3 protein-coding genes and 1 pseudogene are annotated in these 6,094 nt (G+C 55.1%); all 4 read left to right on the forward strand.

Features of this window, described 5'->3' with window-relative positions:
* Window positions 1-117: 117 nt before the first annotated feature.
* Window positions 118-1,233, forward strand: a pseudogene (locus PHD44_RS12070) (circularly permuted type 2 ATP-grasp protein); the annotation flags it as partial.
* A 3-nt stretch (window positions 1,234-1,236) separates the two neighbouring features.
* Window positions 1,237-2,238: an alpha-E domain-containing protein gene (locus tag PHD44_RS12075; protein WP_300192070.1), complete on the forward strand. Its 1,002-nt coding sequence runs from the start codon at window positions 1,237-1,239 to the stop codon at window positions 2,236-2,238.
* Window positions 2,239-2,266: 28 nt separating this feature from the next.
* Entirely contained in the window at window positions 2,267-3,070 is an 804-nt protein-coding gene (locus PHD44_RS12080; protein WP_300192072.1) for a proteasome-type protease, read from the forward strand.
* Window positions 3,067-6,030 carry a DUF2126 domain-containing protein gene (locus PHD44_RS12085; protein ID WP_300192074.1) on the forward strand — a complete coding sequence of 988 codons (2,964 nt, stop codon included), beginning with the start codon at window positions 3,067-3,069 and terminating at the stop codon, window positions 6,028-6,030. Before PHD44_RS12080 ends, PHD44_RS12085 begins: the two co-directional genes overlap by 4 nt.
* The last annotated feature ends 64 nt before the right edge of the window (window positions 6,031-6,094 follow it).

Genomic DNA, 6,094 nt, shown 5'->3' on the forward strand with positions numbered 1-6,094 from the left:
ATGGTTTCCATGCAAAGCACTCCAGGATGACCTCCGCCAAAACAGCGGAGTGTGGCACAACCGGGGGTGGTCAAATTTGGACGCTGTTTCCCCCGGATTCCTGCTCAGTTTTGCACGCTGTTTTACAAACAGGAGATCATCAAGGCGGGTGTTATTCCGGCATCTCAAGTGCTGGGTAACAGTATGTACTGTGCCGCGATGCAGGGTGTTGACCTGCCGAACCAAGTCTATGCCCAGATTGCAGGCATCGATTTGGTTCGGGTAGCGGAAAATGATTTTTATGTATTGGAAGACAACTTGCGCACCCCATCGGGTGTTTCTTACATGCTTGAGAACCGCAATACCATGATGCGGTTATTCCCGAATATGTTCACCCAGCGCACCATCCAGCCGGTTGCGCACTATCCGCAGCTCTTGCTTGAAACACTCCGGGAGTCAGGGCCGGCGCACATCGATAACCCCGTTATCGTCGTCTTGACACCGGGCCCCTACAACAGCGCCTATTTTGAACATGCATTTTTGGCAAGCCAGATGGGGGTTGAGCTGGTTGAAGGCAAGGATCTTTTTGTCAGCAACAACAAGGTCTATATGCGCACCACCCAGGGTGCGCAGCAGGTACATGTGATCTATCGCCGGGTTGACGATGATTTTCTGGACCCGTTGGCCTTTCGTGCCGATTCGGTACTCGGTGTGCCTGGATTATTCGATGCGTACCGAAACGGGGGCGTGTCACTGACCAATGGTGTGGGTACAGGCATTGCGGATGATAAATCAACCTATCTTTTCGTTCCTGAAATGATCGAGTTTTATCTGGGCGAAAAACCATTGCTCTCTAATGTGCCTACCTGGCGTCTCGATCGATCGGATGATCTCAAATACGTACTCGAACATTTACCGGAGCTGGTCGTCAAGGAAGTACAGGGTTCGGGGGGCTATGGCATGTTGGTCGGGCCCACAAGTTCGACCAAGGAGATTGAAGTTTACCGTGCACGAATTCTTGAGAATCCGGCGGGATTCATCGCGCAACCAACGCTCGCTCTTTCCACTTGCCCGACCATGGTGGAAAGCGGCATAGCACCACGGCATGTGGATTTGCGCCCCTTTGTGTTGTCTGGCAAGGAAATCCGTCTTGCACCGGGCGGGTTGACGCGAGTGGCGATGACAGAGGGCTCCCTGGTAGTGAATTCGTCACAGGGTGGCGGAACAAAAGATACCTGGGTATTGGAGGACTGAACCATGACCATGCTTTCACGCACAGCTGATCACCTGTTCTGGATGGCTCGATATATCGAACGGGCAGAAAATACCGCGCGGGTACTGGATGTGGCGACACGTACATCGCTGTTGCCGGATGGCGAGGAGGGGGCAGACGCCCGACTGTGGTATGCACCGCTTAACATCTGCGGATCGGCTGAAGGTTATGAAGAAAAACATGGTCTGGCCGTTCAGGCGAATGTCACAAATTACATGACGCTGGACCCGGCAAACCCATCCAGTATCTATAACAGTCTCATGGAAGCGCGTGAAAATGCGCGTGCCGTTCGGGGTGCGATTACCTCCGAAATGTGGGAAATCATCAACAGCATGTGGCTGGATTTGAAGCGAATGCTGCCCTCGCTTAATAAAACGAATCCAGAGGGTTTTTTTGACTGGGTAAAGGAACGTTCACACCTGTTTCGTGGTGTTACGCTGGGCACGATGCTCAAGGACGATGCCCTGAATTTCATCCGGTTGGGTACGTTTCTTGAACGTGCGGACAATACGGCGCGCATACTCGATGTGAAATATCACATTCTATTGCCCAGTGTGCAGGATGTGGGTGGTGCCGCCGATTATTACCAATGGGGTTCCCTGCTCAGCTCGGTGAGCGCGCAGGAGGCCTATCGAAAAATCTATCGCGACAGCATCAAACCGCTGCGTGTGGCTGAATTGCTGATTTTGCGGGCCGATATGCCGCGCTCCTTGCATGCCTGCCTCAATGAAGTTGATGCCACGCTGGGGTTGATCAATGGCCCGACCGGCACCGAGGCGCGCCGTCTGGCGGGCGAGTTGCATGCCTCCCTGCACTATGGCCGAATCGACGATATATTCGCGCATGGCCTGCATGAGTTTCTCACCGGGTTTCTTGCCAGAACGCACGAATTGAGCAGTGAAATCCATGATGCCTTTCTCTCGCTCAGAGATGATCGGCAGCCCGATGGTATCCGACCCGATCGATTCCAATTGCAACTACAATGATGATCTGTTTTTCCGGGAACTTATCATTATGACTTATTGTGTTGCGCTCAAACTTAATGCCGGGTTGGTTTTCGCCTCGGATTCACGCACGAATGCGGGTATCGATCAGATTTCCAGTTTCAAGAAAATGCGCAGCTTCGTGAACCGGGGCGATCGCGTCATCGTCATCCTGAGTTCCGGTAATCTCTCGATTACACAAAATGCCATCAACCAGCTCGAAACACAGGGCCGAAGTCCAGAGCAACCCAATATCTGGAACGTGACATCCATGTTCGATGTAGCCTCTTTGCTGGGTGGCTGCCTGCGACATGTGCAGAACACGGATCGGCCTTATTTGATGGCCGGCAATATTGATGTCAGCGCCAATTTCATTGTCGGGGGGCAAATTGCCGGTGAACCGCCACGTTTGTTCCTGGTGTATTCCGAGGGCAATTTCATCGAAGCGACCGAGAACACGCCGTTCTTCCAGATTGGCGAAATCAAGTACGGCAAACCGATCATCGACCGGATCATCAATCCGCAAACCACCCTCAATCGGGCGATCAAATGCCTGCTGGTTTCTTTTGATTCCACCATGCGCAGCAATGTTTCGGTGGGTATGCCGATCGATCTTGCCTGCTATGTGACCGATAGCCTGTCTTTGGACAACATCAAGCAGTTGCAGGAAGGTGATCCTTATTTTGCCTCTATCAGTGCCAATTGGAGTGAAGGTCTGAAAAGCGTTTTCTCCCAGCTGCCCAATCCGGAGTGGGTATGTCCGGCGCCGGATACACAGACAGATCAGCCGCCGGCAGACAGTCAATTACAGAATCAAGGGATACCACCCATATGACCATCCGCGTTGCGCTGCACCACAAAAGCCGATATCTGTTCGATCGGTCCGTCGTACTTTCACCACATGAGATCCGCCTGCGCCCGGCCGCCCATTGCCGTACTCCGATTCTGGGTTATTCCCTGCAGGTTTTGCCCGGAAAGCACTTCGTCAACTGGCAGCAAGACGTCTACGGAAATTTTGTCGCCCGCCTGACCTTCACCGAGCCGACCGTCGCACTAGAAGTGACGGTCGATTTGATTGTCGACATGACGGTCATCAACCCCTTCGATTTCTTTGTAGAGCCTTGGGCCGAACACTATCCCTTCGCCTATCCCGATGTGATGAAGGCGGAATTGACACCATTCCTTGAAGCAGCTCCCCTCGATAAGCACTTTGGGAAATGGTTGGCGCAATTCAGGCAGGAAATGCCCAAGGACTTGAGCATCAATGACTTTCTGGTTCGCCTTAATCAAAAGGTTCAGAGCAGTGTGTCCTACCTGATCCGGATGGAGCCCGGGGTGCAAACGCCCGAGGAAACTCTCTCCATCGGTTCTGGTTCCTGCCGCGACAGTGCCTGGCTGCTGGTTCAGGCCCTGCGACATCTGGGCGTTGCTGCGCGCTTTGTTTCGGGTTATCTGATTCAGTTGGTGGCCGATCAGCCATCCCTTGATGGCCCGAGTGGCCCGACGGCGGACTTCACGGACCTGCATGCATGGTGCGAAGCCTATATACCCGGTGCCGGGTGGATCGGTCTGGATGCCACCTCGGGCCTGCTGGCCGGCGAGGGCCACATTCCACTGGCGGCCACGGCTCAACCCATATCAGCGGCACCGATCACTGGCATGACGAGCGTATGCGAATCCGAATTGATTGTTGACATGAGTGTCACCCGCATCCATGAAGATCCGCGCGTCACCAAACCGTATACCGAAACCCAATGGCAGGCGATACAGAGCCTGGGCTACTGGGTCGATGCCGAACTGCAAGCAAACGATGTGCGCCTGACCCAAGGCGGCGAACCGACCTTCGTCTCCATCGATAACATGGACGGGCCGGAGTGGAATACCGATGCGCTGGGCGAGCAGAAGTGGTTGCTCGCTCAGGATCTGATGTCCCGCCTGAGCCGGCAGTTTGCACAGGGCGGCCTGCGTTATTACGGTCAGGGGAAATGGTATCCCGGTGAGCCTCTGCCACGCTGGGCACTCAGTGTGTACTGGCGTACCGATGGCGTGCCCGTTTGGCACGATCCTGAGTTGATGGCCGAGAATCCGAAACCGGATGCGCCACCCATTCCCAAGGCGCGGGCGTACCACTTTGCTCATCTACTCGCATCGCGCCTGCAGCTTTCGACCGATTATGTGATTGCGGCTTATGAAGATCCATTGCTGGCGTTGTCCATGGAATCAGCCTTACCGGTCAATCTCGACCCCACGAAAATCGACCTCAAGGATGCGGGTAAACGCGGGCAGGTTTCGCGCAAGCTGCGATCCGGATTGGGGGATGTCGTCGGTTATGTTCTGCCGCTCAAAGCGCTGGACTCCAGTAAAACCCAATGGGCTTCGAGTTTGTGGCCTTTGCGTACCGAACGTCTCTACCTGTTGGGCGGTGATTCACCGTTGGGGTTGAGATTGCCGCTCGACAGCCTGCCTTGGGTTCACCCCAAAGCGCAACCGATTGATTTCCCGGTTGATCCTTTCGCATCGCGCCAGGTGCTGGGTGATTATCCGCGCACGCCAGCTTCGCTCAAACTCAGTCCTGCCGAGGCACCGCCTGCTGAGGTCAATCCAGAAGAAGTCATTCATACCGCGTTGGCGCTGGAAGTTCGGGACGGTGTTCTGTATGTCTTCATGCCGCCGCTCAATCGGCTCGAAGCCTGGCTGGAGCTGGTGGCCGCCATCGAATTCTGTGCGAAAACGCTGAAACAGCCGGTACGAATCGAAGGTTATACCCCTCCTCGGGATCCGCGTTTGCAGTCGCTCTCTGTTACGCCGGATCCCGGTGTCATCGAGGTCAATATTCACCCTGCCAGTGACTGGTCGACGCTCGAGCAGAACATGCACTTCCTGTATGAGTCGGCGCGTCTCGCCCGGCTGGGGGCCGAGAAGTTCATGCTCGATGGTCGGCATACGGGAACAGGCGGCGGCAATCATGTGACGCTGGGTGGCGCAACCCCTGCCGATAGTCCGTTCCTGCGACGCCCGGACTTGCTGAAGAGTCTTTTGACGTACTGGCAACAACATCCTGCGCTGTCTTATCTGTTTTCCGGTCAGTTCATCGGCCCGACGAGTCAGGCGCCCCGTGTGGACGAAGCCCGCGACGACACCTTGGGCGAACTGGAAATCGCCTTCCAGCAGCTTGATCTTATGTTTCCGGCCGGTGTGCAGTCCGATCAGCCCTGGTTGATTGATCGGCTGTTGCGTCATTTGCTGGTCGATTTGACCGGCAATACGCATCGTGCCGAATTCTGTATCGACAAGCTCTACTCACCGGATTCCTCCACGGGGCGCCTGGGTTTGCTCGAGTTGCGTGCCTTCGAAATGCCGCCGCACGAGCGCATGAACCTCGTGCAATCGCTGTTGTTGCGTGCGCTCGTGGCGCGTTTCTGGAAAACGCCGTTGCGTGGCCGTCTCGTCGATTGGGGGACTTCACTGCACGATCGCTTCATGTTGCCGCATTTCATCGAACAGGATATGCAAGATATCTGCACCGACTTGCGTGAATCCGGCTACGCATTTGACGATGCCTGGTTCGTACCGTTCCTCGAATTCCGCTTCCCTCGATATGGCAGCGTGACCTACGACGGCGTGATCATTGAAATTCGCCAAGCCATCGAGCCCTGGCACGTGCTGGGTGAAGAAATGGCAGCCGGTGGCACGGCGAGGTATGTTGATTCGTCCATCGAGCGGGTGCAGATCAAGGGGCACCTCGAAAAACCCCATCCATTCCCCACAGCATCCGGTAAAATTCGATTCATCTGACCACCATCTCTTTTGCTTCCAATGAAACGACGCAGCGCCATTAAGACCGACCTATTTGCCGACC

Source organism: Halothiobacillus sp. (assembly GCF_028710545.1).
Lineage (GTDB): Bacteria > Pseudomonadota > Gammaproteobacteria > Halothiobacillales > Halothiobacillaceae > Halothiobacillus.

What these genes read in the sequence shown, in the direction of transcription:
- PHD44_RS12085 (WP_300192074.1), top strand. Translation starts at nt 3,067, where the DNA reads ATGACCATCCGCGTTGCGCTGCACCACAAAAGCCGATATCTGTTCGAT.
- PHD44_RS12075 (WP_300192070.1), top strand. Translation starts at nt 1,237, where the DNA reads ATGACCATGCTTTCACGCACAGCTGATCACCTGTTCTGGATGGCTCGA.
- PHD44_RS12080 (WP_300192072.1), top strand. Translation starts at nt 2,267, where the DNA reads ATGACTTATTGTGTTGCGCTCAAACTTAATGCCGGGTTGGTTTTCGCC.